The organism is Endozoicomonas sp. 4G (assembly GCF_023822025.1).
In the GTDB taxonomy this organism is placed as follows: Bacteria; Pseudomonadota; Gammaproteobacteria; order Pseudomonadales; family Endozoicomonadaceae; genus Endozoicomonas_A.
In genome coordinates, this window is sequence record NZ_CP082909.1 from 4,016,942 (window position 1) to 4,042,240 (window position 25,299).

The window sequence follows — 25,299 nt, forward strand, 5'->3', positions numbered from 1 at the left end:
TTGTTGCTTATGCTTTTAACTTCGATGCCCCGCGCAATGAAGGGTGACTCAATCTTCTATCGACTGAGTTTCACCAGCGCCATTCTGATTTTTCTGGTGTTGATCGGGATCATCCTCTCCCTGATTGACGGCGGCTGGCAGGCTCTCTCCGAGTTTGGCCCCGGTTTTGTGTTTCGTAATATCTGGGATCCGGTCAACAGTGAGTTTGGTGCCGCTTCTGCCATTTACGGCACCCTGGTTTCTTCGTTGATTGCGATTGTGATTGCCATTCCTGTGGGTCTGGGCACAGCGATCTTCCTGGCTGAGCTGGCTCCTGACTGGATCAGCCGTCCTATCAGCATGGCCATTGAACTGCTGGCGGCGGTACCCAGTATTATTTACGGTATGTGGGGCCTCTTCGTCTTTGCTCCCTGGTTCTCAGAAGGCTTTCAATTCTGGGCGCTGGAAAACCTGGTTGGCCTGCCGCTGATTGGCCCCTGGTTTGACGGCCCACCCATTGGCATCGGCCTGTTGACGGCGGGCATCATTCTGTCTTTCATGATTTTGCCCATCATTACGGCGTTGACTCGTGATGCCCTGAAAACCATTCCCAATGTGGTCAGGGAAGCGGCTTACGGTGTTGGCGCTACGCCCTATGAAGTGATTACCCGGGTGCTGCTGCCAAGCATCAAGAATGCCGCCGTGGGTGCTGGTATTCTCGGCCTGGGTCGCGCCCTGGGCGAAACCATGGCGGTGGCCTTTGTCATAGGCGGCGCCAACCGTATAGAGACATCGCTGTTCATGCCTGCGAGCTCTATTTCTTCCACGATTGCCCAGCAGTTCAACGAAGCGACCAATGAGATGCACATCTCATCCCTGATCAGTCTGGGACTGGTACTGTTTGTACTGACCTTTATTGTGATGGGTATAGCCCGTCTACTGTTGAGGAAGCGATAATGCCCGTCAGGAAAATCAAGAACTACGCTTTTATCGGCTTCTGCACCTTTTGTGCGCTGTTTGGCCTGGTGGTTCTGGCCAGCGTACTGTCCAGCCTGGTCGGCAAAGGTATTGCCGGCATGGGTCTCCATGTCTTTACCGAACTGACTCCGGGACCCGGCAGTCATGGTGGCCTGAAAAACGCCATTGTCGGCAGTTTGATTCTGACCGGACTCGGTATTCTGATTGCCGCACCTCTGGGTGTGCTGGCCGGAACCTGGCTGTCTGAATCCGATAAGAGTTCAAAAACGGCTGAATCACTGCGCTTTCTCAACGGTATGTTGATGAGTGCACCCTCGATCCTGGTGGGTCTGTTTGTTTACAAGGTTGTGGTGGTCACCACTGGCTCCTTCTCTGGCTGGGCCGGTGCCACGGCACTGGCTATTCTGGCACTGCCCATTATTGTCAGCACCACGGAAGAAATGCTGCGACTGGTGCCAACCACCCTGAAAGAAGCGGGCAGCGGACTGGGCGCCTCACGCTGGCGAGTGATTACCCAGCTCTGCTATCGGGCAGCGGGCCCCGGCATTATTACCGGTATTCTGTTGTCTGTAGCGCGGATAACCGGTGAAACCGCACCTCTGTTGTTTACCGCCTTGAACAGTAATTTCATGAGCACCGAACTGGACAAGCCCATGGCTAACCTGCCGGTGACCATTTATCAGTACGCCATGAGCCCCTTCCAATCCTGGAATGAACTGGCCTGGGCCGGTGCGCTGCTGATTACCGTATTTATTCTGATTATCAATCTCCTGTCCACTGCTTTACCGCGTTGGATCAAAGCTCGAAAGGCAGCGAAATGAACATGACCATTGCTACTGCTACTGCTACTGCTACTGCTCCTGCGGCTACAGAAAGCCTGACTGAAATCAAGACAGAAACCAGCCAGGCCAAGAATACTCTGCAACCAAGAATGGAGATCAAAGATCTCAGTTTCTTTTACAGCAAAGGTGCTGAGCCAGCCCTGAAGAACATCAACATGCCGATTTACAACAACAAGGTAACGGCTCTGATTGGTCCTTCCGGCTGCGGCAAGTCCACTCTGCTGCGTACCATGAATCGCATCTTCGACCTGTACGGCAGCCAGTCGGCTGAGGGTGAGATTCTGCTGGATAACGAAGATATCCTGCAACGGGGTGTTGACCTGAACGAACTGCGCTCCAAAGTCGGCATGGTTTTCCAGAAACCAACACCTTTCCCGATGTCTATCTACGACAACATTACCTTCGGTCTGAAAATGCAGGGTGAGCTGAGCAAACCAGAAATGGCGATTCGTGTCAGAAAAGCCCTGAGACGCGCTCACCTTTGGAAAGAAGTGAAAGACAAACTGAATGCCGATGCCAGCAGCCTGTCCGGCGGTCAGCAGCAGCGTCTGTGCATTGCCCGCACCATCGCCCTGGAACCCGAAGTGATCCTGATGGACGAACCCACTTCAGCCCTGGACCCACTGGCCACCACCGCTATTGAAGAGCTGATTACTGAACTTCGCAAGAAGTACACCATTGTCATTGTGACTCATAATATGCAACAGGCGATGCGTATCTCTGATTACACGGGCTTTATGTACCTGGGTGAGCTGATCGAGTTTGATAAAACCAAAAAGATCTTCAAGGATGCTGAAAACCAGAAAACCCGCGACTATATTGCCGGTGACTTTGGTTAAGTTTTAGCCTCTGACTGTGGGGCCGCTGGCTCCACGGTTCCTGCAACCATCCGTCCCTTAAAACTCATCTCTCAGATCCCGAAAAGAACGAACCATTCTCTGATACAGGTCCTTCAGCTCAAGCGAAAGTAGCTCCTCCACAGAAAACCACAACTTTTTGAGGGAGTGGGGATGTAATGCCCGGTTTTTTGTTGTTAGCGCCATTCATGGTCTATGCTTCAACCTCTTTCATCCATTCACAGGAGCTGAGCGTGTCGGAATCGCTGTTCAAACAACTCAAAGACATCGGCATTGACGAGGAGCTGGCGGCAAAAGTCAGCGCCTCCCTCGACCCGGATCACAATGCCAGCAAGAAAGACGTGCTTATTATGCAAGAGGCCATCTTGCAGCATCAGGCGTTTTTCAGTCAAAAAATGGACGCAATGAACGCCAAGTTTGATGCCGAATTCAAAGCAATGAAAGCCGAGTCAGACGCTCGCAAAGCCGAGTCAGACGCTCGCTACTACGAAGTAAAAATGGAAAACTCCAGGGCATACGCCGAACTGAAAACCGAAATCCACACCGTCATCAACCGGCAATACCTGGTCACCTTTGGCAGCGTTCTGTTGACCATTGTTTCCGTAACGGCAGTCAACTGGTACTTTCACGTTTAAACCAGCTTACTAACACTCTGCGCCGCTTCCATCTGCCGCACCGGGCTGGTGTCTTCCACCTCAATCTGCACCACACGACCAGCGTAGCCTGAAGGCATCCGGCGACGCATAAGCACACCCGAACCGGCCTGAAATAATTGAGCGTTTGAAAGTTAAGACTACAAATAAAAAACAGCTTCGACATTATTACCATCAGGATCAAGCAAAAACGCAGCATAGTATCCTGGTGCATAGTGTTCACGTATTCCGGGCTCGCCGTTACACTGAAACCCTCCATGAATACCTGCCTGATGAAATTGCTCAACCGCAGCTTTGCTAGATGCAGAAAAAGCGATGTGAGAAGGTGTGCTGGCACTGTGTTTTTCAATCAAAAAACTGACCTTTTCAGCATCTTGCCGACCAAAACCGGCAGCACTTTCATCCGCCCACTTCAGTTCAACCCCCAGAGGCTGAAGTGCAGTTTCATAGAATGATTTACACGACTCAAAGTTAATTGTTTTTATTTCAAAGTGGTCGATCACAAATTCACCTTTCAAGGTAAGGTTGCTTATTCCCAAGCATGCAACAAGCCGATATTGAAGAGCACAGAGCGCCTCAACATCGACAGCAGTGAGGATCAGCCCCAGTCAAGAATCACTTTGCCGGACTGGCCGGAACCCATGATTTCAAAACCGTTCTGGAATTCATCGACAGACATACGGTGGGTAATCACCGGGGAAATATCCAGACCGGACTGGAGCATACTGGTCATCTTATACCAGGTTTCATACATCTCGCGACCATAGATACCCTTGATCACCAGACCTTTAAAGATCACCTGGTTCCAGTCAATGGTGGTATCGCTGGAGGGAATACCCATCAGAGATACCTTACCACCGTGGTTCATGCATTCCAGCATCTGTTGGAATGCACGACCATTGCCGGACATTTCCAGACCAACGTCAAAGCCTTCTACCATACCCAGCTCTGCCATCACCTCTTGCAAGTCTTCAGTAGCCACGTTAACAGCACGGTTTGCACCCATTTTACGGGCCAGGTCCAGGCGGTATTCATTGACATCAGTAATAACAACGTTGCGAGCACCAACATGCTTGCAGATGGCAACCGCCATAATGCCGATGGGACCGGCACCGGTAATTAATACATCTTCACCCACCAGATCAAACGACAATGCGGTATGAACAGCATTACCAAAGGGATCGAAGATGGAGGCCAGGTCATCACTGATGTCATCGGGAATCGGGAAGGCATTGGTCGCCGGAATGCAGAGGTATTCTGCGAAAGCGCCATCCCTGTTCACACCCACACCCACAGTGAAGTTACACAGGTGACGGCGGCCCGCACGGCAGTTACGGCAGTGGCCACAGGTGATATGACCTTCACCGGAGACCCGCTGGCCTATTTCAAAGCCACGCACGCCTTCGCCCATTTCGACGATTTCGCCAATGAACTCGTGACCCACGTGCATCCCTACCGGGATGGTTTTTTGCGACCACTCATCCCAGTTGTAGATGTGCATGTCGGTTCCGCAGATCGCGGTTTTGCGAATCTTGATCAGAACGTCGTTATAGCCAGGTTCTGGTTTGGGCCTGTCGGCCAGCCAGATGCCTTTTTCTGCTTTTAGTTTTGCCAGGGTTTTCATATCTATCAGGTTCCTTATTCACTCAGCTCTCTAACTGGGCAATAACGCCCAGCTCACGGCCTACTTTGGCAAAGGCTGCAATAACACGATCCATATGTTCCTGATTATGAGCGGCCGACATCTGGGTACGAATTCGGGCAGCGCCTCTTGGAACAACAGGGAAGGAGAAGCCTACTACATAGATTCCTTCTTTCAGCATTCGTTCCGCAAACTCAGTGGCCAGAGAGGCATCCCCCAGCATGACCGGAATGATCGCATGGCCATTACCCGCCAGGGTAAAGCCCAGTTTTTCCATCTCAGTGCGGAAATAATCGGAGTTGTGACGCAGCCTCTCACGCAGCTCGCTACCGGATTCCAGCAAATCCAGAACCTTGATAGAAGCACTGGCAATGGTGGGGCTCAGGGTGTTGGAGAACAGGTAAGGACGGGAACGGTTGCGCAGCCAGTCGATAACTTCAGGACTGCGGGCAGAGGTATAACCGCCGGAAGCGCCACCCAGAGCCTTGCCCAGGGTGCCGGTAATAATGTCGACACGGTCCATCACACCACAGTGTTCGTGGGTACCACGGCCATTTTCCCCGACAAAACCGACGGCGTGGGAGTCGTCCACCATAACCATGGCATCGTACTTGTCGGCCAGATCGCAAACACCTTCGAGATTGGCAATCACGCCATCCATGGAGAAGACACCGTCCGTTGCGATCAGCTTGTAACGGGCACCGGCTTCGGTTGCTTCTTTCAGTTTGGCTTCCAGGTCTGCCATGTCGTTGTTGGCGTAGCGAAAACGCTTAGCCTTGCACAAACGTACACCATCGATAATGCTGGCATGGTTCAGGGAGTCACTGATAATGGCGTCTTCCGGGCCCAGCAGGGTTTCAAACAGGCCGGCATTGGCGTCAAAGCAGGAAGAGTACAGGATGGTGTCGTTCATGCCCAGGAACTCGGAAATACGCTTTTCCAACTGTTTGTGAACATCCTGGGTACCACAGATAAAACGAACGGAAGCCATACCGTAGCCGTATTTATCCAGTGCCTGTTTGCCCGCTCCGATCAGCTCCGGGGAATTGGCCAGCCCGAGATAGTTGTTGGCACAAAAATTAATTACCTCGTCACCGGTGTTCACCGTGATATCAGCCTGCTGCTGAGAGGTAATCACTCGCTCGCTTTTGTACAAACCTTCTTTTTTAAGGTCTTCCAGCTGCTCATGCAGTCCAGCGTAAAAGTCGGCTTTCATTTTAGCTCCAGAAAACAAAGGGTATGAGGGGGCTGGCCAGGATGGTCAAGTGCCAATGCCCTATTGTAAAAGAGCTGCAATATTGAATCAGGGAGTCAAGACTCTGTACCAGCACTTATACCTATTTCGTAAGACTTCACATAAGTTCTGGCTTGGAGAACCCACGCCATAACGTCTAGGAGCCTGACCGAGAATGGCGCCCGTAGCGAGGACGGCAGAAAATTGAGGATAAAAATTCGGTTTTGTGAGGAGAATAGCTAGCTATTTGACGAACAAAAGCGGATTTTTAGACCAATTTGCTGTCGCCGCAGTAGGGCAGCTATTCTTGGTCAGGCTCCTATGACTACCTATTCCTGATCAAGCCTTTAATGATCAAACGGGAGAATCGATATCGACAAACAGGTGCTCAATGCCCTGTTTTTCTTCCAGCCATTGGCCTAAAGCCCTGACACCATAACGCTCGGTCGCATGGTGCCCGGCACTGATGTAATGAATGCCATTTTCACGGGCAAAGTGGACCGTGGATTCTGAGATTTCACCACTCACATAGGCATCGACCTTCAGGTCCAAAGCCATATCAATCATCCGCTGAGCAGCGCCTGTGCACCAGGCAAGGGTTTTGATCTCATGGTCTCCCCCCGAAATCAGCAGGGGTTTTCGGCCCAGCCTGGCTTCAATCTGACCACCCAGAGTTGCCAGGGAAACCGGCGCAGCAGTGGTTCCCCAACTGCCTACAGAGCGAGCCTTGCCCTGCTCCATACCACCTTCTGTTTGCCAGCCCAAAAGTCTGGCTAACTGGGCATTGTTACCCAGTTCCTGATGCCCATCCAGGGGCAGGTGATAGCTGATCAAACTGATGTTGTGCCTGAGCAGCGTTTCAATCCGACGTTTTTTCATACCCACAATGGCTGAATCTTCTCCCTTCCAGAAGTAACCGTGATGAACCAGTACCGCGTCGGCTTTGAGTTCAACGGCTCTGTCAATCAGAGCCTGACAGGCCGTTACGCCCGTCACCAGACGGTTAACCTGGTCGGTTCCTTCAACCTGAAGGCCATTGGGACAATAATCTTTGAACAGCCCTGGTTGTAATTCATCTTCCAGAATCTTCACCAGCTGCTTCAGGGTGATGCTCATTTTCCACTCCACAATTTTTTAGAATTCAAGAGCCTGCTGGTCATGCCCATGACCAGCTTCTTAAAGGTGCCGGGGCTATCTATCAGCCACGGAATACAGGTATATTAGGTCATTGTACTGCTGACTTTCGGGTTTCGAGCATTTTTATTTCCAGCGGGCCCATAATGACCGAAAAACGCATCATGATAAGATTCCTCAACCAGTTTATCTACCCTGCCCTGTCTGGTCTGGTTATAGCCCTGCTGGTGATATTGTTTGCTCCGAACTGGCTCGGCCTGCCGCAAATAAGTGTCAATAATATGCTCAACAGAGGCGAACAGCTGTTGGGCATTGGCGAGGTTTCCTTCAGCTCAGCCGTTAAGATAGCAGCACCTGCGGTGGTTAACATTGCTACCGCAACATTGGTCAATGACGCCAACCGCTCCAGAATGCCTAAAAGCCCCTTTACAGAGAATAATCTTGGCAGAGCCAAGGTGGAAACCAGCCTGGGCTCCGGAGTTATTATCAGCCCTGACGGCTATCTGTTAACCAATAATCATGTTATTGAAGGTGCCGACCGAATTGTGGCGGTACTGAAAGATGGCCGGGAAGAGTCCGCTTCTATTGTCGGCAGAGACCCGGAGACGGATCTGGCGGTACTGAAGATTGACCTGAAGGATTTACCGAACCTGAATCTGGCAAATTCTGGTCAGACTGAAGTAGGCGATGTGGTTCTGGCGATAGGCAACCCCTTTGGTTTGGGGCAAACGGTCACCATGGGGATCATCAGCGCAACCGGCAGAAATGACCTTAGCCTCAATACTTATGAGGATTTTATTCAGACGGATGCCGCCATCAACGTCGGTAACTCGGGGGGAGCCCTGATCAACACCCGCGGTGAATTACTGGGCATTAACACGTTGCTGTTTTCCAGGGGCGGAGGTAATGAAGGCGTGGGCTTTGCTATTCCCTCCAGCATGGCCCGATTTGTCACTCAATCCATCATTAAGTACGGTCGTGTTGTCCGGGGTTGGCTGGGCATAGAATCACAACCGCTCACCAGCCGGCTGGCAGAAGCTTATGGAGTTAAAAGCAATGTTGGCATTTTGATTTCGGGTGTCTACGACGATGGTCCAGCAGATAGGGCCGGCCTGAAACGAGGAGATATTCTGATAGCCATCAATAACATCAGCACCAGTGATGGCAGGAAAGTCATGAACATGGTGGCCCAGGAGCCACCGGGAAGTGAAGTCACCCTACAGGTTTTGCGTAACAACCAACCGCTGGTGGTGAAAGCGGTTGTCGCGACCCGACCCAATATGGTCAACTGACTTGGATTTACATATACGTATGTGCCAACGCAATCATGCTGATAATACCAGTAAAAAAAGCAGCAACATGAGTTACGCTCGACCAAACCCATCCAGTGAAATTGGCATAGTAACGATTCAGGAGTTCCGCGGTTACAGGCTGGATCCTCGACAGATCATCCAATAATTTCGGGCTGAACTGCTTGCCATCAAAACTCTCAAAGCGATCCTGCTTCGTTACTTCCACCTCAAAGGCCATAGCTTGCTTTTTATGGGTTCTGTCAAGCTTGTAATGGCTCCAAACAAGCTTATCTTCTGATTTTTTCCGAAGATTCATTCCGAAGCCGTTAATATCAGCCAGATGTTCCAGGGGAAGAAACCGATCCACAAAAGTATCGTGATAATAATCACAGTTCGAATAGCATGATGTGGAAAGCCAAAGCCACTTTTCATCATCACTCTGTTCAATCGTGACACACACCTTTTTTCCAGATGTATGACAAACGGCTTCTGTTTGAGAAGAACCCAGGGCCGAACCATTAAGACACAGTAAAATCGGGTATAAACCTGCAAGTAATGACTTCCGAAGTACTCTGCACATGCTCACCTCTACCTCTTTAACTGATTGAGAGTAACCAACATAGCAGCTGCTGCGTAAGCCTGTTAAATTCCTTTCACTACACTGGCTTTGAGGGTTGCCAGTGCTTTTTTTAACTCGTGAGCTGTTTTTATCGTTTATTTCCTGATGCGGTATTCTGCTGAACGGGCATGAGCCGTCAGGGACTCTCCACGGGCCAGCACGGAAGCCACTTTCGCCATTTCTGAGGCACCTGCGGGTGAGCAGTGAATTAACGAAGAGCGCTTCTGAAAATCGTAAACGCCCAGTGGTGAAGAAAACCGGGCAGTACCGGACGTTGGCAGTACATGATTCGGTCCGGCACAGTAATCTCCCAAGGCTTCAGCCGTGTAACGACCCATAAAAATAGCACCGGCATGACGGATATCCGGCAGCAGAGCCTGAGGATTTTCTACAGACAATTCCAGATGTTCAGGAGCGATTCGGTTGGTGACCTCACAGGCGGCCTGCATATCCGGAACATGGATCATAATACCTCTGTTGTTCAGCGATTCGGCAATGATCTTTTTACGCTCCATTTCGGGCAACAACCGCCGCATACTGGCCAGAACCTGATCAAGAAAAGCCTGATCCGGGGAGACCAGAATCGCCTGAGCGTCTTCATCGTGTTCAGCCTGAGAAAACAGATCCATGGCAATCCAGTCCGGATCAGTACGAGCATCGCACACGATCATGATTTCAGAAGGGCCTGCGATCATATCGATACCCACCTGACCAAACACCTCACGCTTGGCAGTAGCGACATAGATATTGCCAGGGCCGACGATCTTATCGACGCGGGGAACGGTTTGGGTACCATAAGCAAGAGCTGCTACCGCCTGGGCTCCGCCTATGGTAAAGACTTTCCTGACGCCAGCAACAGCGGCGGCGGCAAGCACCATGTCATTTATGACACCGTCCGGTGTCGGCACCACCATGATAATTTCCTTGACACCCGCCACTTGAGCCGGGATAGCATTCATCATAACCGACGAAGGATAGGCAGCCTTGCCTCCCGGCACGTAGAGACCCACACGATCCATAGGCAACACCTGTTGTCCAAGCAGGGTTCCGTCCTCTTCCTGGTAGCTCCAGGAAGATTGCAGCTGATGTTCGTGATAGTTTCTGATTCTGTCGGCGGCTACTTCCAGAGCCCGTCTTTGTTCCTGTGGAAGGGTTTGCAGCGCTTTCTGAAGTTGCTCTTCCCCCAGAGTCAGATCGGCCATGGTGGATGCAGAAAGGCGATCAAACCTGCGGGTAAACTCTACCAGCGCCTCATCACCACGGGCGCGCACTTCAGCGATAATATGCTTAACACGATGCTGAACCTCTTCATCAGAGACACCTTCCCAAGCCAGCAGACGATCCAATTGCTCATTGAAATCCTGACTGCTGTAGCTCAGTTTTACAGGATTCACCGTCATACTATTACTCCGTCGTACGTTTTTACCATGAAGAAGTTATCAGGCGTGGTCGTTAATGGGTTTGGACGTCAACTGCAGTTTTTAATTGCTGAATCAGCGTATTGATGGTCTCAAACTTCACTTTCATGGAAGCTTTGTTGACGATCAATCTGGAAGATACCTGGGCAATCAATTCTCTTGGCTCCAGCCCATTGGCTCTCAGGGTATTACCGGTATCCACAACATCAACAATGACATCTGCCAGGCCCACCAGCGGCGCCAACTCCATGGATCCGTAGAGTTTGATAATATCGGCCTGACGCCCCTGAGAGGCATAATAGCGTCTGGCAACATTCACAAACTTCGTCGCCACTTTAACTCGATCGGTGGCCGGCTCCTGATGCCCGGTTTTACCGGCAGTCATCAGCTTGCACTGGGCAATCCGCAAATCCAGAGGCTCATAAAGCTCTGTCGATCCATGTTCCAGTAACACATCTTTTCCTGCCACACCGACATCAGCAGCGCCATATTCCACATAAGTAGGCACGTCACTGGCTCTGACAATCAACAGATTGACGTCTGGATGAGTGGTAGCAATAATCAGTTTCCTGCTGCTGGCAGGGTCTTCTGCTAATTCAATGCCCGCTGCCTTGAGCAGTGGCAGGGTGTCTTTGAGTATGCGCCCTTTGGAAAGCGCAATGGTGATCTGGCTGGACATTTGAGACAGGCTTCCTACGCGTTAAGTGGCGTAGTTTACACCAAATCAAACATGACGTGATTGTAAGACTGCCTTTGATTGTTATGTATATTCTTCCGGACTAACAATTTCTTGAACATTTAACCGACCTTCGAAAATAACTTCCTTCGTTGTATGATCCTCGACTACTCCTAGCCAGTACTGCCTAGCTTTCGCTAGACTCTCTTCCATTGGCTCACTATCACCAAGGAGGTAAAGCTCGCTTGCGGTATGAATACGGCCTTGGCCACGCACCCGGAGCACCTGAAAGTCAGTTTTTTTAAGGCCAATTCTGTTAATCCAAAACTTGACCCCCTCCATGTCTGGAATAAGCCAAATACAACGTTGTCTAGATGGCAGATGTGGAAACTCCTTGGCTCTAACATCTTCCCAGATTAACTCGCGAAGGTACGAAACAAAGTGACCCAAGAGGTCACTAGCTATCCCTGCGATATTATCAGATTGAACCTCTCCCCTAGCTACGGCGCCAACAAACCCAACCCCTGGCACCTGCAATACTGACCCATCCTCACTATTTTTAACCGGGACTGTCTTTTTGGACTTTTCGAAGAAGCTAAAATAGGGATTACTAGCTCCGCCAATATCAATTTGCTCCCCCTCCATCAAAACGTCATGGGGAGACCATGCTGTTTTTCTGTTGATATGAAAATAATCAACTTCACTATCAATTAGGCTCAATGTCTCTCCTTGCTTGCACAACAGAGGAAAGCTGCTAGCTTTCCCCAAGAATATTATCAGGCAGGAACCCGTTGAATTTTGGCACCCAGCTGTTGCAGCTTCTCTTCAATACATTCGTAGCCACGATCAATGTGGTAGATACGCTCAACCACCGTATCACCTTCAGCAATCAGGCCCGCAATCACCAGACTGGCTGAGGCTCTCAAATCCGTCGCCATCACCGGTGCCGCCTTCAGGGAATCAACCCCTTTGATCACAACCGTGTTGCCTTCTACTTTCAGGTCAGCCCCCATGCGTTTCATTTCCTGAACATGCATAAAGCGGTTTTCGAAGACGGTTTCTGTAATGCTGCCTACGCCTTCAGAAATCAGGTTCAACGCCGTGAACTGGGCCTGAATATCGGTGGGCATGGCAGGATAGGGAGCAGTCTTAAGATCAATCGCTTCCGGACGTTTACCTTTCATATCCAGCTCGATCCAATCCTCACCCCATTCTACGGAAGCACCGGCTTCACGCAATTTAATCAGAATCGCATCCAGCAGATCAGGCTGGGTATCCTTGAGGCGAACACGGCCACCGGTGGCAGCGGCAGCGATCAGATAGGTTCCGGTTTCAATGCGATCAGGCAATACGGAATAGGTACATCCTTTCAGGCGCTCAACGCCCTGAACACGAATAACATCGCTACCGGCGCCTTCAATTTTGGCCCCCATGGTCATCAGGCATTCGGCCAGGTCAACCACTTCCGGCTCACGGGCAGCATTTTCGATAATGGTTTCACCGTCTGCCAGACAGGCGGCCATAAGAATGTTTTCAGTACCGGTTACCGTCACGGTATCCATAAAGATTCGGGCACCTTTCAGACGGTCCTTGATGCTGGCCTTGATGTAACCGTCTTCAACCACAATGTCAGCACCCATTGCCTGCAGACCACGAATATGCAGATCAACCGGACGGCTGCCAATGGCACAACCGCCGGGCAGCGAGACTTCAGCACGACCGAACCGGGCCAGCAGAGGCCCCAGTACCAGGATGGAAGCACGCATGGTTTTTACCAGTTCATAGGGTGCTTTCAGCTGTTTGATGGTGCTGGCATGAACTTCTACGTTCATACGCTCATCGACCATCAGGTCAATGCCCATGCAGCCAAACAGCTCAAACATGGTGGTAATATCGTGCAAGTGTGGAAGGTTGCAGACGGTAACAGGGTCATCCGCCAGCAGGGTAGCTGCCAGAATAGGCAGTGCAGAGTTCTTGGCACCGGAGATACGGATTTCGCCATCCAGACGCGTACCACCAGTGATAATCAGTTTATCCATCATAGTTTCACCTGTGATCCGCTGGTTAGGCCTGGCGCTCGGCTTCTGAAGGTGTCAGGGTGGTCATGGTCACTGCATGAATGGCACCGCTGGCAATCAGTTCATTCAGGTGCTTGTACACCATCTGTTGACGTTTGACAGGCAAGGCCCCTTCAAACTGGTCACTGATAACAGTCAGCCGAAAGTCACATCCTTCCCCTTCTACCAGAACCCTGGATCCGGAGATACTTTCTTCCAGCAGCGCCTTCACTTCGGTGGCTTGCATGCATTCACCTCTCAAAACGGTCACTCAGCAAACCCGCACTGTCTGTACAGGTATGTGAGCAAATCGGTGAATCATATCGGACATTGGCGGCACTGACCAGTCCCGGAAAGGACTGGCAGCTAAAAGGCAGCTCTTTCGTTTAATCAGGAAGCAGGACAGGTGTTTTGCCGCAAAATCGGTGCTATTCCACAGACCCTGGCCAGAGCGTCAAGTTCCCCTGGCATGTCAGAAAGACAGAGATGACCCCTTTTACTCTGAGCCAGCCTGATCCAGGACAGACACACTGAAAGGGTTGAGCTATCCCCTTTGAGCAGCTGTCCAAGGCTGACTCTCAGGACGCTTCCGGGCACGATATCCTCTTCCAGCAACTTTCGCCCTTCACTCTCCACCTCCACCGCATTATCAAAATTAACAATCCCGTTAAGAGAAAACTGCCCTGGTGCCAATCGTTCAAGCTGCATAATCTGGATTCCCAAGTTGCAAAAAAGCTGCAAAAAAGCTGCAAAAAAGCTGCAAAAAAGTTGCAAAAATAGACAGGTTTACTTCTTGGCACCCTTAGCCGTTGAAGCCGACATAATCTCGGCCCAGTTCTCTACCACGTAAGGCACTTTCCTGTGCTTGCTCATGGCATCGGCAAACTGGCTCTGGAACTGCTTGGCAATGTTAATCCCTTCAATGGTCACATTACGCAGCTTCCAGCGGCCATCAACATGCACCATTGAGTAAAAAATTTCGACGGTTCTGGTGCTGGTGCGAACCTTCATCTTAACGGGTATACGACTGGTTTGCCCTTTCTGATATTGTTTCAGTAACTCAGGAGAGGTTTTATCAACGCCCTCTATCACTAAACGGGTGTCGTCCAGCGACAACAGCGCCTTGCCATAGAAACGGATCAGACTGTCTTTGAATACCGGTTCAAACTTATCCACCTGATCAGGACTGCGGTGAGCGTATTTACCCATGACATAGCGGGCCACCTCATCAAAAGCCACGACTGGCGATAAAAGACGATCTACTTCTTTAAAGAAACCTTCAGGATCTTTCTGGTACTGCTCTTTGTTCTTATTGAACGTATCCAGTAGCTCGGCGGTGATTTTTTTGACTTCTTCTTCAGGGGGTTGCAAGACAGGTGCAGCATAAGACACTCCTGCCATCATCAGACAGGTCAGGACCATTATGAACTGTTGAACAGACTTTATCATTTTCATTCTCGAATCCATCTTCTTTTATACAGGCTTTCTAAATTGACTTTAATTGCCCTTTGAGCTCTGGCAAATTTTGTTGGACTACAGCGCCCTCATATCCTGTTCTATTTGCTCTCTGTAGGGTTCATAAATAGATTCATGGGTTACTACGTCCACAGGAACATTCAACAGATCTTTCAAATCGCATTCAATATTACCGATATCAAAAAGCGTTGTCTGGCCAGTGGATTCTACCAAAATGTCAACATCACTCCCCTCTTCGATATAGCCATTTCGGGCCAGAGACCCGAACACCCTCGGATTAGAGCAGTGATAACTTTCAACTATGCGTATGATACTCGCACGATATTCACGCAATTCGTTTATGGTAAGCTTTGACATTCTCTCCTCCTGACCTGCCCTTAGCTGACATCCATAACAATTAGCCTTTATCCACCGACCCCAGAAGGAATTTGCCAATCAATTCTTCCAGAATAACGGCTGACTGAGTATCCTCAAAGCGACCTCCGGGCTTGATGTAATGTGTGTCCCCGCCAATGCTGATACCTATATACTTTTCACCCAGCAACCCTGCTGTGACGATGGCGGCGGTGCTGTCGACGGGAATGTTATCAATATGGGAGTCGATCTCCATCTCAACTTTTGCCATGTAGGTCTTTTTGTCGAGCTCAACCTTGGTGACCTTGCCAATGACGACACCGGCCAAGGCAACTTTGGCTCTTGGCTTAAGGGTTCCGATGTTATCGAACATGGCTGTCACGGTGTAGGTTTGCTTACCGCTGTCTAATGAAAGACCACTGACTTTTAGCGCCAGTACCACCAACGCCAGCATCCCGGCCAACATAAAACCGCCAACACTTATCTCTACCGTTCTCATCCGCATCTTAGAGTTCTCCAAACATGACAGCGGTCAAAATAAAATCCAGCCCCAGAATGGCCAGAGAAGAATAAACAACGGTCCTTGTTGTAGCCCGGCTGACCCCTTCTGAAGTGGGAGTCGCATCATAACCCTGAAACACAGCAATCCAGGTCACGACAAAGCCAAATACAAGACTTTTGATCAGTCCATTTCCTATATCCGCCACCAGGTTGACCGAAGACTGCATACTGGCCCAGAAAGAACCTTCATAAATACCCAGCCAATCGACACCCACCATCACAGCTCCCAATATACCGACCAGACTGAAAATGGCAGCCAGTAGTGGCATAGAGATAACCCCGGCCCAAAAGCGGGGAGCAATGACTCGCTTAAGCGGATCAACCCCGATCATTTCCATACTGGAGAGTTGTTCTGTGGTTTTCATTAAGCCTATTTCAGCGGTCAGGGCAGAACCTGCACGTCCGGCAAACAGCAGAGCGGTAACCACCGGCCCCAGCTCTCTCAGGAGACTGAGGGCCACCATCTGGCCCACCGCATCTTCTGAACCGTATCGAATCAAAATGTTGTAGCCCTGCAGCGCCAACACCATGCCAATAAACAGCCCCGACACAGTAACAATGATCAGCGACATGACACCGACACTGTAGAGTTGCTGAATCAATAAAGCGAAGCGGTTACTGAAACCGGCACGAGAGAAGATAGCCAGTACCAGAAAAATCCCTGCCCGACCCATGGACTGAATCTGATCCAGCCCAAAGCGACCCAACTGCGCCATTCTGTCAAAAATACCTGCACTCATCCGATCCCCCCATCCAGCAAGGCTTTTTTGTAATCGGGTGCCGGATAATGAAATGGCACCGGACCGTCAGACAATCCATTCATAAACTGCTTAACCCGGGAGTCATTGGAGTTCATCAGACTGTCCGGCTCGCCCTGACCAATGACTTCACCGTCGGCGATCAGGTAGAGATAGTCTGAGATTGAAGCTGTTTCATGAAGATCGTGGGATACCACAATACTGGTAATATTCAGAGCGTCGTTCAACATTCTGATCAGTTTGACCAGCACCCCCATCGCGATGGGATCCTGTCCTACGAACGGCTCATCGTACATCACCATAGCCGGATCCAATGCAATCGCCCTGGCCAGCGCCACACGACGATTCATACCACCTGACAGTTCTGCCGGCATTAACGACCAGGCGCCCCGAAGCCCTACTGCTTCGAGCTTCATGAAAACAATATCCCGAATCATCGGCTCAGCCAGTTTGGTATGAATACGCAAAGGGAAGGCGACATTTTCAAACACCGACAAATCGGTAAAGAGTGCGCCGCTCTGAAACAGCATGCCCATTTTACGGCGGGTACGAAACAGTTCTTCACGGGAGAGCAAATCAAGATTCTGGCCATCGACAAAAATCTGCCCGGAATCAGGGCGAAGTTGTCGCCCAATCAAACGCAGTAACGTGGTCTTACCGGTACCGGATGGCCCCATGATACCCACCACCTTTCCCCTGGGAATGGTGATATCAATATCCTTGAAAATAGTTCGATCACCACGATGAAACGTCAAACCACGGATCTCTATAAAGTTATCACTTGCCTCTGTCATTGGAAGGCGATTCCTTGTATATGCACGGACCGCGATCAGTAATAGCCATCATCCATTAACGGTTAGCACCAACCCCCTGCCCCAATTATGGCGACTTTTGACTGTCTTTTGAACCACCAGAACGTACACTTATTCGGCATCAAGGCATCCAAACGACCCATTTACTGACTTTTTACCCTTATCACCACCGGCAGACTGAGTCTTAATATTTACTATTTAGGTCTGGATTGACTGAACAATGCCTAATAAAATGGCCGACTTTGAGGACTACTGTTTCCTTTCCGGTAATATTTTTTTCACAAAACAATGATTGCATAAAGTCGTCTTACCGCTTCCCGTGTGAAAAAAAGTATCTCACCCAATCACCCTGAATTAGAGAAGAGAATTCATCCTATGCTCATTGCCCTTGCTGCCATTCTGGTTGGCTTTATTATCCTGACCTGGAGTGCAGACCGTTTTGTTGCCGGTGCCGCTGCCACCGCCAGCAACATGAATGTGTCGAGAATGCTGATCGGTCTGACAGTGGTCTCTATTGGCACCTCTGCTCCAGAAATCCTGGTCTCCCTGATGGCTGCCCTGCAAGGGTTTCCCGGACTGGCCGTGGGTAATGCCATGGGGTCAAACATTGCCAATATAGGTCTGGTTCTGGGTGTTACTGCCTTGATCGCACCACTGCCTGTTAAAGCCGCCCTGGCCAAGAGAGAAATCCCTCTTCTCGTCGTGATATCCCTGGTAGCCGGTCTCTGTATTGCCAATGGCTATCTCGGCAGAATAGATGGCCTGATCCTGCTGGCGGGTCTCTTCATTACCCTTTACCTGATGATTCGCTGGCAGAAACAACACCCTGATGAACCACTGGTAGAAGATGAAGAAATTCCAGAACTGTCTCCGGCCAAGGCCTGGTTGATGCTGGGTTCTGGTCTTTTACTGCTGCTGGGCAGCTCACAGTTACTGGTATGGGGAGCCACTGAGATCGCCAAGATGATGGGCATCAGCGACCTGGTGATCGGACTGACGATTGTCGCCATCGGCACCAGCCTGCCAGAACTGGCCGCTTCGGTCACCAGTGCTCTGAAAGGCCATCATGATATCGCCCTGGGTAATGTCATTGGCTCAAACATATTTAACCTTCTAGCGGTGCTCTCCATGCCGGGGCTGGTAGCTCCTGGCGCATTGGATAAAGCGGTTATTCTGAGGGATTACCCCGTTATGCTGGGCATGACCCTGCTGCTGGCCCTGCTCTGCCTGATCGGTAAAAAGCCTCGACAGTTAGGTAAAGTGACCGGCGTTGCCCTGCTTTCTATATACGCCCTCTACGGTGCCTGGCTGTTTATTCAAAACTGAATGATGGATCCCGGTAGTCCGATTATTTCTTCAGACCGGGATCAGTAAGGAACTGATTGCGATGCTTGGGCTCTAATGCTGCTATCCAGAACTGTTACTGAGACAAAAGGCGCTATAGAATAGTCATGTCACCACTAATCTGTATGCAATATGACTACTGACGAGCTGTTTACCTCAATTGGTCGCCGCACCATCACCATGGAACTGGAAGCTGTTCAGAGCCTGATCGCCAGGATCGACGGCAGCTTTGCCAGAGCCTGCCGTATCATGCTGGAATGCCGTGGCCGGGTTATCGTCGTTGGCATGGGCAAATCAGGCCATATTGCCCGCAAGCTTGCCGCAACCCTGGCCAGCACCGGCACCCCTGCGTACTTTGTGCACCCAGGGGAAGCCAGCCACGGCGACATGGGAATGGTCACCCGTGAAGATGTGGTTCTGGCACTTTCCAATTCAGGTGAAACCAGCGAAGTCATTACCCTGCTGCCGCTGCTGAAAAGACTGGGCACGCCCCTGATCAGTATGACCGGTAACACCGATTCAACGCTGGCCAAAGATGCTGAAGCCCACCTCAACACCGGGGTAGAAAAAGAAGCCTGCCCGCTGGATCTGGCACCCACCTCCAGCACGACAACCGCTCTGGTTATGGGCGATGCATTAGCCATCGCCCTGTTGGAAGCCCGCGGGTTCACGGCTGAAGACTTTGCATTTTCTCACCCCGGCGGCTCATTGGGCAAACGACTGCTTCTGAAAGTCAAAGACATCATGCACATTGGCAGACGGGTACCAGAGGTTGCTTTGGGTACCCCGATGAGCGACGCCCTGCTGGAAGTCACTCGCAAAGGTTTGGGGATGACTGCCATTGTTGATGACCAACGCCATGTCATAGGCATTTTCACCGATGGGGATCTGCGTCGGGCTCTGGACAAGGGTGTTGACCCCAAATCCACACTGATTGATGACGTAATGACCGACCACTGCAAAACCATCCACCCGGAAATTCTTGCAGCTGAAGCCCTGAAAATTATGGATGACCGGAAAATCAACGCACTGATCTGCGTGGATGACGATAACGAATTGATTGGTGCCATTAATATGCACGACCTACTGAAAGCGGGGGTAGTATGATCAGCGCTTCGTTACAATCCGCAGCCGCCAGAGTGCGTTTGGCTGTTTTTGATGTCGACGGCGTCCTCACTGACGGCAAACTGCTGTTTGGTGAGCAGGGCGAATCGCTGAAAATATTCAACACTCTGGATGGTCATGGCTTGAAAATGCTCAAGCAGTCTGGTGTGAAAACCGCCATAATCACTGGTCGTCGATCGGTGTTTGTTGAAAAACGGGCGTCTGACCTGGGCGTCGATTTTCTCTACCAGGGGCGTGAAGACAAGTTCGTCGCTTTGCAAGAACTGCTTCAGGAAGAAGGCCAGGGCCTGAGTCTTGAAGAAATAGCCTACATCGGTGACGACCTGCCCGACCTCCCGGCCATTCGACAGGTTGGTTTTGGCTGTACTGTTCCTAACGGACACTACTACGTTCGCGAGCACTCACCCGCCATCACTTCAAATCGTGGCGGCGAAGGGGCGGCCAGAGAGTTCTGTGACTTTATACTGGCAGCCAAAGGCAAGCTGGATGATATGCTGGCCAGTTACCTGAAATAACGTTAAAAATAGCTAGGAGCCAATAACCTGATGCCCAGTCGGAATTTGATACTGATGGTTTTTCTGATGCTGACACTGGTCGGCATGGGCTATTGGGCTTATGACAGCAATCTCCATGTAGGGACGCAAAAAAAGCAGCCCCAGGTTCGTGAAAACGCTGACTACTATCTTATTGATACTCAAATCACCCAATACAACCAAGAGGGTGATCTGGATTACATTTTGGTTTCGGACAGCATCACCCATTACCCGCATAACGACACAACGTTGTTGCAAACCCCTCACCTGGAGAACTTCAGCAACCCGCAAAAGCCCGTGGTTACCGATGCCCTTCATGGCAAACTGTTACCCGGCAACGAGGATATAGAGCTCTGGGATGATGTCGTGATGACCCAGACGGATCTCAATAACGGCAGCAAGGTGCGCGTAGACACTGATTTCATGACTATATATTCTGAAAAGGGACTGGCCGTCACCGATCGACCGGTGCTGATCACCAACGACACCGGACGTACACGTGCCATTGGTATGGAGGCTTTCTACAAGGAGAGTCTGATTAAACTCAAGTCTAGGGTAAGAGGATTTCATGAGCCAAAGCCATGACCAGAGCAAGCGCCTTGTTCCGAAGGTGTGGCCAGACACAAAGCGCCGTCGCAGAAAGATTGAACATTACCTGATGCTGGGAGCTATGGTACTGCTTCCAGCTATGGCACAGGCACTGCCATCCGATCGACAGAAGCCTATTGAGATTGAATCCAACACAGCAGATATCGATAACAAGAACGGCATCTCCATCTACAAGGGTGATGTCGTTATGATTCAGGGCACTACCCGGATTACCGGAGATAAGGTGACGGTGTACTCCGTCCAGCAGGAAGTTAAGAAAATCGTGGCAGAAGGCTATAAGAAAAGAGCCTACTACGAAGAACAGCAGCCTGAAAACCAGGGTACCCTGCAAGCCTGGGGTCATACTATTGATTATCAGGTGACCGACGATAAAATCCAACTGATCAAGCAGGCCAAGCTGACCCAGAAGGGTGATACTTTCACAGGTGAACGAATTGATTACGACCTGACCAGACAGACTGTGAACGCCAAGAGCAGTGAAAACAAAAGCAGCCCGGATGGCCGGGTGAAAATGATTTACCAGCCCAAACCTGAGCAAAAGCAGTAGACCCTGTCAGGAACAACCATTAGCTCAACCACTCAACAAGCTTGAAAGGGCTGTCAAACAAACGACAGCCAGCTTTTAAACAGGAAGACAGATTCCGGATGGCAACGCTTAAGGCAGAACATCTCAGCAAAAGCTACAAAGGCAGACAGGTCGTCAAAGACGTATCCCTGACTGTCGACAGTGGTCAGATTGTCGGACTTCTTGGCCCCAACGGAGCCGGTAAAACCACCTGCTTCTACATGATTGTCGGTCTGGTAAAAGCAGATGGTGGACAGGTAGACCTCAGTGGCCAGAATTTAACTCATCAACCTATGCATGGCCGAGCCAGGGCTGGCCTGGGTTATCTGCCACAGGAAGTGTCTATTTTCAGGAAGTTGACGGTCACCGATAACCTGCTTTCGATACTGGAAACCCGTTCCGACCTTTCCAGGAAAGATCGCACGGAAAAAATGGAGTCCTTGCTGGAAGAATTCAATATCAATCATATCAGGGATAACCTGGGGATGAGCCTTTCCGGTGGTGAAAAGCGCAGGGTGGAAATTGCCCGGGCGCTCTGTACTGACCCCAAATTTATCTTGCTTGATGAACCCTTTGCCGGTGTTGATCCCATTTCTGTTGGCGACATCAAGGCTATTATCACGCACCTGAAAGTGCGCGGTATCGGAGTCCTGATTACCGATCATAACGTCCGGGAAACGCTGGATATCTGCGAAAAAGCTTACATTGTCAGTGAAGGAACTATTATTGCTGAAGGTGACAGTCAGACTGTTCTGTCTAACCAGAAGGTTCGTGACGTCTATCTTGGGCACCAGTTTAGCCTCTGACCAGCTTCCGGGTGCTGAATCCACTTTCCCGAAGCAGCAGATATGATTATAATCGCGATGACATGGAGAGTAGCCCAATCATAATAATGAGCAGGCACTGAGAAATAACTGCCGGGGGTTAATGGCACCAAACCAGCCCCCTCAGCGCAGACATAGAAGTAAAGGTATGCGATCGCCCTATGAAGCCATCCTTACAGCTAAAAATGGGCCAGCAGCTGACCATGACACCTCAGCTGCAACAAGCCATAAGGCTTCTACAACTTTCCACTCTGGATCTTCAGCAGGAAATCCAGGAGGTCCTGGAGTCCAACCCTATGTTGGAGTCTGAGGAGTCTGTTGAAGAACCCTCAGTATCCCGTGATGAAGGGGAGCAACCCGTTGACTTCAATGAAAAAGCAGAACAGACCCCGGAACCGGAAGAACCCGAGTGGGCTGACAGCATACCCAATGACCTGCCTGTTGACTCCGGATGGGACGATGTCTATTCCAGCCTGCCTGCCACAAGCAATGAAGAACTTGACCCTTTTGCCCGCTCCCGGATCTCTGAATCCCTTCAGGACTACCTGGAATGGCAGTTAAACCTGACCCCCATGACAGACAGAGACAGACTACTGGGTCTGGCTGTTATCGAAGCCACCAACAATGATGGATACCTGACTCACTCCCTGCAGGAGATTTATCTGTCACTACAACAACAGATAGACGATCTGGCGTTTGAAGAGCTTCAGGTCATGCAACGACGGACTCTTCACTTTGATCCGGTGGGCTGCACCAGCAGCAACCTGAAAGAATGCCTCGAAGTTCAACTCAACCAACTGCCACAAGAAACCCACTTCCTGAAAGAAGCCCACCTGCTGATCCAGAATCACCTACAGGCACTGGCCAGCCGTGACTACGCTCAGATCATGCGCCGTACCCGTCTTAAAGAGCATCAACTGAGGGAGGCTCTTAGTTTGGTTCAGAGTCTCAACCCAAGGCCGGGAGCCAAAATCGGCCAGACGGAAACAGAATACGTCACCCCCGACATTTCAGTTGTCAAAATCAAGGATCGCTGGGTGGTTGAACTGAACTCAGAGTCTCTGCCCAGGCTTCGTATCAATGACAGTTACGCGGCCATGGTTCAACGCGCTAATAACAGTCGGGACAATGTATTTATGAAAAACCAGTTGCAGGAAGCTCGCTGGTTTCTGAAAAACTTACAAAGTCGTAACGAAACCCTGCTAAAAGTCGCCAACAAAATCATTGAATTCCAGAAAGAGTTCCTGGAGCAGGGTGAACAGGCTATGAAGCCCCTGGTGCTGGCTGACATTGCTCAGGCGGTGGACATGCACGAGTCCACTATTTCCAGGGTCACTACCCAGAAATACCTGCACACTCCAAGAGGCGTATTTGAACTGAAATACTTTTTCTCCAGCCACGTCAGCACAGATTCTGGCGGAGAGTGCTCATCTACCGCTATCAGAGCCCTGATTAAAAAACTGCTATCCGATGAAAACCCGAAAAAACCACTGAGCGACAACAAAATTGCCGGTTTACTCGGGGACCAGGGAATCAAAGTGGCCAGGAGAACCATCGCCAAATATCGCGAATCAATGAATATTCCGCCATCGAATGAACGTAAGCAACTTATCTGAGCCTTCAGCGGTTGAGGTGGTAAGCCTTTAGCGGTGGAGGTAAACGATCCTTTATACCACAAATCGGCCCTTAGATTTTTTGTCTCAGAACAGCGCCAACTGTCATTGACAGTGATAGACTTTCAATCAGGGCTGCCCATACAATCCCGGGGGCAGTCCTATGTCGAGAATCGGGATCAGCAGGAGAGCGTTACATGCAAGTCAACATCAGTGGACATCATGTAGAGGTGACTGAGGCTCTGAAAGATTATGTCACCAAAAAACTCGACCGCCTTGGCGCACACTTTGATCAGATTACGAACGTTCAGGTCACCCTGAGTGTTGGGAAATTGAATCATAAAGTGGAAGCGACTCTGCACGTACGTGGAGCGGATATCAATGCAACCGCCGAGGCTGAGGACATGTACGCTGCCATTGATGACATGTCTGACAAACTGGATCGGCAACTGGTGAAACACAAAGAGAAGACGCTTGACCGGCTGCAGGGTGCCAGCGGCCGTCTGTAAGCATCGATCGTTGTATGATTATCGAAAACATTCTTACCCCCGGGCGCACCCTTTGCGATGTGCAGGGGGCCAGCAAAAAGAAAATCCTGGAAATCATTGCACAAATCATCAGTGAACATGTTCCCGCTATCAACGCCAAGGATCTGTTTAACAAGCTGATTAACAGGGAGCGGCTCGGGACCACCGGTTTGGGCAAGGGAATAGCCTTACCCCACTGCCGCTCCAGTGCCTGTCAGCAACCCACCGGACTTCTGATGAAACTGTCAGAACCTGTTAACTTTGACTCTGTGGATAAGCAGCCGGTCGACCTGGTGTTCGCGCTCATTGTTCCGGAAGAAAACGATCAGGAGCATCTGGATATATTGCAAGCCGTGGCTGAGCGTTTTCAATCGGAAGTGCTATTGAGCCAGATGCGAGCTGCAGAAACCCCGGAAGCACTTTACAACATCATTTGTCGCCCCGTTTAAAGTAGCTAAAAAACATTTTGTGTGCTCCTCTGGCAACAGAAAGAGCAGGCAAAATGTTTTCTACTCCGTAATATCCTGCCAGCTCTGCCGGTTCAGTGGGATAGACCGCCCCAAAAATCTGTCCCGAAAAATCTTGCTTTCGGGCTCTCAAAAACTACTCTTGAAACAATTTTCTCAACTCCCTACTCTTAAGTGAGTGTTGATGACAAGGTGACTTGAAAATGCCCCATGAACCATTTCCTGCCCCTCAACTGATCGGTCAATATCGACAGTTTGGTGAGTTAGGACCAGCATATAAAATTGTCGCTCCCGTCAGGCCGGTTGATCAGGATGATTGGATAGTATTAATTCAGATCCCTGAGTCAGGC

At 50.4% G+C, this 25,299-nt stretch carries 30 protein-coding genes; 14 read left to right on the forward strand and 16 right to left on the reverse strand.

The window, feature by feature from the left end:
- The first annotated feature begins 9 nt into the window (after positions 1-9).
- The 4 genes from pstC to K7B67_RS15630 all read left to right on the forward strand — a co-directional run bounded on the left by pstC (position 10) and on the right by K7B67_RS15630 (position 3,291).
- Positions 10-936, forward strand: a complete 927-nt coding sequence (gene pstC / locus K7B67_RS15615) for a phosphate ABC transporter permease subunit PstC (RefSeq protein ID WP_252176816.1) — start codon at positions 10-12, stop codon at positions 934-936.
- Positions 936-1,778, forward strand: a complete 843-nt coding sequence (gene pstA, locus K7B67_RS15620; protein WP_252176817.1) for a phosphate ABC transporter permease PstA — start codon at positions 936-938, stop codon at positions 1,776-1,778. Before pstC ends, pstA begins: the two co-directional genes overlap by 1 nt.
- Entirely contained in the window at positions 1,775-2,638 is an 864-nt protein-coding gene (gene pstB, locus K7B67_RS15625) for a phosphate ABC transporter ATP-binding protein PstB (RefSeq protein WP_252176818.1), read from the forward strand. Before pstA ends, pstB begins: the two co-directional genes overlap by 4 nt.
- Before the next feature lie 251 nt (positions 2,639-2,889).
- Positions 2,890-3,291, forward strand: a complete 402-nt coding sequence (locus tag K7B67_RS15630; protein ID WP_252176819.1) for a hypothetical protein — start codon at positions 2,890-2,892, stop codon at positions 3,289-3,291.
- A gap of 158 nt (positions 3,292-3,449) precedes the next feature.
- Here K7B67_RS15630 and K7B67_RS15635 read toward each other — a convergent pair whose 3' ends face one another.
- The 4 genes from K7B67_RS15635 to K7B67_RS15650 form a co-directional block, all read right to left on the reverse strand.
- Positions 3,450-3,827, reverse strand: coding sequence for a VOC family protein (locus K7B67_RS15635; RefSeq protein ID WP_252176820.1), 378 nt, complete (start codon positions 3,825-3,827; stop codon positions 3,450-3,452).
- 80 nt (positions 3,828-3,907) lie between these two features.
- The gene (gene tdh / locus K7B67_RS15640; RefSeq protein ID WP_252176821.1) at positions 3,908-4,933 is read right to left on the reverse strand and encodes an L-threonine 3-dehydrogenase; all 1,026 of its coding nucleotides are present in this window, start codon (positions 4,931-4,933) and stop codon (positions 3,908-3,910) included.
- 22 nt (positions 4,934-4,955) lie between these two features.
- Positions 4,956-6,167, reverse strand: coding sequence for a glycine C-acetyltransferase (locus K7B67_RS15645; RefSeq protein ID WP_252176822.1), 1,212 nt, complete (start codon positions 6,165-6,167; stop codon positions 4,956-4,958).
- Positions 6,168-6,539: 372 nt separating this feature from the next.
- Positions 6,540-7,301: a Nif3-like dinuclear metal center hexameric protein gene (locus K7B67_RS15650; RefSeq protein WP_276576706.1), complete on the reverse strand. Its 762-nt coding sequence runs from the start codon at positions 7,299-7,301 to the stop codon at positions 6,540-6,542.
- Positions 7,302-7,465: 164 nt separating this feature from the next.
- Here K7B67_RS15650 and K7B67_RS15655 point away from each other — a divergent pair, with 164 nt between their 5' ends.
- Positions 7,466-8,611 carry a trypsin-like peptidase domain-containing protein gene (locus K7B67_RS15655; RefSeq protein ID WP_252176823.1) on the forward strand — a complete coding sequence of 382 codons (1,146 nt, stop codon included), beginning with the start codon at positions 7,466-7,468 and terminating at the stop codon, positions 8,609-8,611.
- 7 nt (positions 8,612-8,618) lie between these two features.
- Here the strand turns inward: K7B67_RS15655 and K7B67_RS15660 are convergent, their stop codons facing one another.
- The 12 genes from K7B67_RS15660 to K7B67_RS15715 form a co-directional block, all read right to left on the reverse strand.
- Positions 8,619-9,191, reverse strand: a complete 573-nt coding sequence (locus tag K7B67_RS15660) for a hypothetical protein (RefSeq protein WP_252176824.1) — start codon at positions 9,189-9,191, stop codon at positions 8,619-8,621.
- Between the two features lie 134 nt (positions 9,192-9,325).
- On the reverse strand, positions 9,326-10,630 hold the full coding sequence (gene hisD / locus K7B67_RS15665) for a histidinol dehydrogenase (protein WP_252176825.1): 1,305 nt from the start codon (positions 10,628-10,630) through the stop codon (positions 9,326-9,328).
- A 52-nt stretch (positions 10,631-10,682) separates the two neighbouring features.
- The gene (gene hisG / locus K7B67_RS15670; RefSeq protein ID WP_252176826.1) at positions 10,683-11,327 is read right to left on the reverse strand and encodes an ATP phosphoribosyltransferase; all 645 of its coding nucleotides are present in this window, start codon (positions 11,325-11,327) and stop codon (positions 10,683-10,685) included.
- An 81-nt stretch (positions 11,328-11,408) separates the two neighbouring features.
- A complete protein-coding gene (locus K7B67_RS15675; RefSeq protein WP_252176827.1) occupies positions 11,409-12,044 on the reverse strand; it encodes a DUF2441 domain-containing protein in 636 nt (211 codons plus the stop codon).
- 56 nt (positions 12,045-12,100) lie between these two features.
- Positions 12,101-13,363 (reverse strand): UDP-N-acetylglucosamine 1-carboxyvinyltransferase, encoded by a 1,263-nt coding sequence (gene murA / locus K7B67_RS15680; protein ID WP_252180592.1) that lies wholly within the window; start codon positions 13,361-13,363, stop codon positions 12,101-12,103.
- Between the two features lie 25 nt (positions 13,364-13,388).
- Positions 13,389-13,628: a BolA/IbaG family iron-sulfur metabolism protein gene (locus tag K7B67_RS15685; protein ID WP_252176828.1), complete on the reverse strand. Its 240-nt coding sequence runs from the start codon at positions 13,626-13,628 to the stop codon at positions 13,389-13,391.
- A 143-nt stretch (positions 13,629-13,771) separates the two neighbouring features.
- Positions 13,772-14,089, reverse strand: a complete 318-nt coding sequence (locus tag K7B67_RS15690; protein WP_252176829.1) for an STAS domain-containing protein — start codon at positions 14,087-14,089, stop codon at positions 13,772-13,774.
- Between the two features lie 78 nt (positions 14,090-14,167).
- Positions 14,168-14,836 (reverse strand): ABC transporter substrate-binding protein, encoded by a 669-nt coding sequence (locus K7B67_RS15695; RefSeq protein ID WP_252176830.1) that lies wholly within the window; start codon positions 14,834-14,836, stop codon positions 14,168-14,170.
- A 78-nt stretch (positions 14,837-14,914) separates the two neighbouring features.
- Positions 14,915-15,214, reverse strand: coding sequence for a nucleotidyltransferase domain-containing protein (locus K7B67_RS15700; protein WP_252176831.1), 300 nt, complete (start codon positions 15,212-15,214; stop codon positions 14,915-14,917).
- A gap of 40 nt (positions 15,215-15,254) precedes the next feature.
- Positions 15,255-15,716, reverse strand: a complete 462-nt coding sequence (gene mlaD, locus K7B67_RS15705; protein ID WP_252176832.1) for an outer membrane lipid asymmetry maintenance protein MlaD — start codon at positions 15,714-15,716, stop codon at positions 15,255-15,257.
- Position 15,717: 1 nt separating this feature from the next.
- Positions 15,718-16,512 (reverse strand): lipid asymmetry maintenance ABC transporter permease subunit MlaE, encoded by a 795-nt coding sequence (gene mlaE / locus K7B67_RS15710; protein WP_252176833.1) that lies wholly within the window; start codon positions 16,510-16,512, stop codon positions 15,718-15,720.
- Positions 16,509-17,324 (reverse strand): ATP-binding cassette domain-containing protein, encoded by an 816-nt coding sequence (locus K7B67_RS15715; protein WP_252176834.1) that lies wholly within the window; start codon positions 17,322-17,324, stop codon positions 16,509-16,511. The genes mlaE and K7B67_RS15715 overlap by 4 nt, the downstream gene beginning before the upstream one ends.
- Before the next feature lie 393 nt (positions 17,325-17,717).
- Between K7B67_RS15715 and K7B67_RS15720 the strand changes: the two genes are divergently transcribed.
- The 9 genes from K7B67_RS15720 (at position 17,718) to K7B67_RS15760 (ending at position 24,931) form a co-directional block, all read left to right on the forward strand.
- Positions 17,718-18,668, forward strand: coding sequence for a calcium/sodium antiporter (locus K7B67_RS15720; protein ID WP_252176835.1), 951 nt, complete (start codon positions 17,718-17,720; stop codon positions 18,666-18,668).
- Between the two features lie 150 nt (positions 18,669-18,818).
- A complete protein-coding gene (locus K7B67_RS15725; protein ID WP_252176836.1) occupies positions 18,819-19,793 on the forward strand; it encodes a KpsF/GutQ family sugar-phosphate isomerase in 975 nt (324 codons plus the stop codon).
- On the forward strand, positions 19,790-20,326 hold the full coding sequence (locus tag K7B67_RS15730) for an HAD family hydrolase (protein ID WP_252176837.1): 537 nt from the start codon (positions 19,790-19,792) through the stop codon (positions 20,324-20,326). The genes K7B67_RS15725 and K7B67_RS15730 overlap by 4 nt, the downstream gene beginning before the upstream one ends.
- A 54-nt stretch (positions 20,327-20,380) precedes the next feature.
- Complete coding sequence (gene lptC / locus K7B67_RS15735; protein WP_252176838.1) at positions 20,381-20,929, forward strand: LPS export ABC transporter periplasmic protein LptC; 549 nt, start codon at positions 20,381-20,383, stop codon at positions 20,927-20,929.
- Entirely contained in the window at positions 20,913-21,500 is a 588-nt protein-coding gene (gene lptA, locus K7B67_RS15740) for a lipopolysaccharide transport periplasmic protein LptA (protein WP_252176839.1), read from the forward strand. The genes lptC and lptA overlap by 17 nt, the downstream gene beginning before the upstream one ends.
- Positions 21,501-21,598: 98 nt before the next feature.
- The gene (gene lptB / locus K7B67_RS15745) at positions 21,599-22,324 is read left to right on the forward strand and encodes an LPS export ABC transporter ATP-binding protein (RefSeq protein ID WP_252176840.1); all 726 of its coding nucleotides are present in this window, start codon (positions 21,599-21,601) and stop codon (positions 22,322-22,324) included.
- 179 nt (positions 22,325-22,503) lie between these two features.
- Positions 22,504-23,958, forward strand: coding sequence for an RNA polymerase factor sigma-54 (locus K7B67_RS15750; protein ID WP_252176841.1), 1,455 nt, complete (start codon positions 22,504-22,506; stop codon positions 23,956-23,958).
- A 194-nt stretch (positions 23,959-24,152) separates the two neighbouring features.
- On the forward strand, positions 24,153-24,464 hold the full coding sequence (raiA, locus tag K7B67_RS15755; protein WP_252176842.1) for a ribosome-associated translation inhibitor RaiA: 312 nt from the start codon (positions 24,153-24,155) through the stop codon (positions 24,462-24,464).
- 14 nt (positions 24,465-24,478) lie between these two features.
- Positions 24,479-24,931: a PTS sugar transporter subunit IIA gene (locus K7B67_RS15760; protein WP_252176843.1), complete on the forward strand. Its 453-nt coding sequence runs from the start codon at positions 24,479-24,481 to the stop codon at positions 24,929-24,931.
- Positions 24,932-25,299: the final 368 nt, after the last annotated feature.

Bases quoted from the DNA above. Each gene is read 5' to 3' on its own strand.
- pstC (WP_252176816.1), top strand. From the start codon at position 10: ATGCTTTTAACTTCGATGCCCCGCGCAATGAAGGGTGACTCAATCTTC.
- pstA (WP_252176817.1), top strand. From the start codon at position 936: ATGCCCGTCAGGAAAATCAAGAACTACGCTTTTATCGGCTTCTGCACC.
- pstB (WP_252176818.1), top strand. From the start codon at position 1,775: ATGAACATGACCATTGCTACTGCTACTGCTACTGCTACTGCTCCTGCG.
- tdh (WP_252176821.1), bottom strand. From the start codon at position 4,933: ATGAAAACCCTGGCAAAACTAAAAGCAGAAAAAGGCATCTGGCTGGCC.
- K7B67_RS15645 (WP_252176822.1), bottom strand. From the start codon at position 6,167: ATGAAAGCCGACTTTTACGCTGGACTGCATGAGCAGCTGGAAGACCTT.
- K7B67_RS15650 (WP_276576706.1), bottom strand. From the start codon at position 7,301: ATGAGCATCACCCTGAAGCAGCTGGTGAAGATTCTGGAAGATGAATTA.
- K7B67_RS15655 (WP_252176823.1), top strand. From the start codon at position 7,466: ATGACCGAAAAACGCATCATGATAAGATTCCTCAACCAGTTTATCTAC.
- K7B67_RS15660 (WP_252176824.1), bottom strand. From the start codon at position 9,191: ATGTGCAGAGTACTTCGGAAGTCATTACTTGCAGGTTTATACCCGATT.
- hisD (WP_252176825.1), bottom strand. From the start codon at position 10,630: ATGACGGTGAATCCTGTAAAACTGAGCTACAGCAGTCAGGATTTCAAT.
- hisG (WP_252176826.1), bottom strand. From the start codon at position 11,327: ATGTCCAGCCAGATCACCATTGCGCTTTCCAAAGGGCGCATACTCAAA.
- murA (WP_252180592.1), bottom strand. From the start codon at position 13,363: ATGGATAAACTGATTATCACTGGTGGTACGCGTCTGGATGGCGAAATC.
- K7B67_RS15685 (WP_252176828.1), bottom strand. From the start codon at position 13,628: ATGCAAGCCACCGAAGTGAAGGCGCTGCTGGAAGAAAGTATCTCCGGA.
- K7B67_RS15690 (WP_252176829.1), bottom strand. From the start codon at position 14,089: ATGCAGCTTGAACGATTGGCACCAGGGCAGTTTTCTCTTAACGGGATT.
- K7B67_RS15695 (WP_252176830.1), bottom strand. From the start codon at position 14,836: ATGAAAATGATAAAGTCTGTTCAACAGTTCATAATGGTCCTGACCTGT.
- K7B67_RS15700 (WP_252176831.1), bottom strand. From the start codon at position 15,214: ATGTCAAAGCTTACCATAAACGAATTGCGTGAATATCGTGCGAGTATC.
- mlaD (WP_252176832.1), bottom strand. From the start codon at position 15,716: ATGCGGATGAGAACGGTAGAGATAAGTGTTGGCGGTTTTATGTTGGCC.
- mlaE (WP_252176833.1), bottom strand. From the start codon at position 16,512: ATGAGTGCAGGTATTTTTGACAGAATGGCGCAGTTGGGTCGCTTTGGG.
- K7B67_RS15715 (WP_252176834.1), bottom strand. From the start codon at position 17,324: ATGACAGAGGCAAGTGATAACTTTATAGAGATCCGTGGTTTGACGTTT.
- K7B67_RS15720 (WP_252176835.1), top strand. From the start codon at position 17,718: ATGCTCATTGCCCTTGCTGCCATTCTGGTTGGCTTTATTATCCTGACC.
- K7B67_RS15725 (WP_252176836.1), top strand. From the start codon at position 18,819: ATGACTACTGACGAGCTGTTTACCTCAATTGGTCGCCGCACCATCACC.
- K7B67_RS15730 (WP_252176837.1), top strand. From the start codon at position 19,790: ATGATCAGCGCTTCGTTACAATCCGCAGCCGCCAGAGTGCGTTTGGCT.
- lptC (WP_252176838.1), top strand. From the start codon at position 20,381: ATGGTTTTTCTGATGCTGACACTGGTCGGCATGGGCTATTGGGCTTAT.
- lptA (WP_252176839.1), top strand. From the start codon at position 20,913: ATGAGCCAAAGCCATGACCAGAGCAAGCGCCTTGTTCCGAAGGTGTGG.
- lptB (WP_252176840.1), top strand. From the start codon at position 21,599: ATGGCAACGCTTAAGGCAGAACATCTCAGCAAAAGCTACAAAGGCAGA.
- K7B67_RS15750 (WP_252176841.1), top strand. From the start codon at position 22,504: ATGAAGCCATCCTTACAGCTAAAAATGGGCCAGCAGCTGACCATGACA.
- raiA (WP_252176842.1), top strand. From the start codon at position 24,153: ATGCAAGTCAACATCAGTGGACATCATGTAGAGGTGACTGAGGCTCTG.
- K7B67_RS15760 (WP_252176843.1), top strand. From the start codon at position 24,479: ATGATTATCGAAAACATTCTTACCCCCGGGCGCACCCTTTGCGATGTG.